This is a genomic window from Oleiphilus sp. HI0128, from assembly GCF_001635365.1.
On record NZ_LWGG01001596.1, the window covers coordinates 1 to 1,470 of the forward strand.

The following is a 1,470-nucleotide window of genomic DNA, read 5'->3' on the forward strand; positions in this document are numbered from 1 at the left end:
CATCTTCCGCTTCACGCTTAGCTTCAGCCTCTTTGGCTTCTTGCTCTTTTCGAGCTTTCTCTTCAGCTTCTTTCGCTTCTTGTGCTTTCTTAGCAGCAACTTCTTCGGCTAGTTTAGCTGCTCGTTCTGCCTCTTCTTTCTTCTGCTGTTCAAGCTCTAAAGAGACTTCCGGGCGCTTCACATAGGTACGTTTCTTACGCACCTCAACATTAACTGTTTTTGACTTACCTTGACCCGCTGACATCTTCAAAGTTGATGTCGTCTTGCGCTTCAGTGTGATTTTCTTAGGCTCGTCATTTTCTTCGCCATGACTTTTCTTTAAGAAAGTCAGCAAAGTTTGCTTTTCTTCATCAGTAACAACCGAGCTCTCATCACGAGCAGGTAAACCTGCATCCGCGATTTGCTTTAACAGTCGGTCGACCGGTGCACCTATATCATTTGCCAGTTTTTTGACAGTTACTTCAGACATGATTAATTCTCCTGACTCCCGTCTTTATTCCTGGTTTTCAAACCAAGGTGCTCGTGCAGTCATAATTAACTGCCCGGCTTTTTCTTCATCCATCCCATCGACTTCCATTAACTCATCGATAGACTGTTCTGCAAGATCTTCCATCGTGACAATACCTTTACTAGCAAGAACCAAAGCCAAATGCTGGTCCATGCCGTCCATTGCCAATAGATCCTCTGCAGGCTCTTTACCTTCGAGTTCCTCTTCGGAAGCCAAAGCTTTATTCAATAAGGCATCTTTTGCACGACGACGTAACTCTTCAACAATATCTTCATCGAAGGCGTCAATCTCTAACATTTCCTCAATCGGTACATAGGCGACTTCTTCTAGTGAAGTAAAGCCCTCATTTACCAACTCAGTCGCCAAGTCTTCATCTACATCAAGCGTTTCGATAAACAAGTCAACATACTTGCCAACCTCTTCTTCCTGCTGCTTACCTGCATCTTCTTCAGACATAACGTTCAATTCCCAGCCGGTCAATTCACCAGCCAGACGAACATTTTGCCCTGCTCGACCGATTGCCATAGCCAAGTTATCTTCAGATACCGCAACGTTCATGGAATTTGTTTCTTCGTCTACTACGATAGAAGCAACCTCGGCAGGCGCCATGGCGTTAACCACTAGCTGAGCCGGGTTATCATCCCAGACGATGATATCGACACGCTCATTACCTAACTCACCTGAGACGGCCTGAACTCGTGCTCCACGCATACCAACACAAGCACCAACCGGATCAATTCGCTTATCATTAGTTTTTACAGCGATTTTAGCTCGAGAACCTGGATCACGCGCCGCGGCACGAATCTCGATAACTTCTTCTGAAATCTCAGGCACTTCAATTTTAAACAACTCGATCAACATACCTGGCGCTGAACGGCTCAGAATAAGTTGAGGGCCACGAACTTCAACTCGAATTTCTTCTAGAAGCGCCCTAACACGGTCGCCCATTCGGAAAACTTCAC

2 protein-coding genes are annotated in these 1,470 nt (G+C 45.7%); both read right to left on the reverse strand.

From position 1 onward, the window contains the following. On the reverse strand, nt 1–469 hold a 469-nt coding region (locus A3763_RS26150; RefSeq protein WP_197483148.1), incomplete at its 3' end, for an IF-2-associated domain-containing protein. A gap of 24 nt (nt 470–493) precedes the next feature. Then, nucleotides 494–1,470, reverse strand: a 977-nt coding sequence (locus A3763_RS26155) for a transcription termination/antitermination protein NusA (protein WP_068760747.1), incomplete at its 5' end; no start/stop codon positions are given.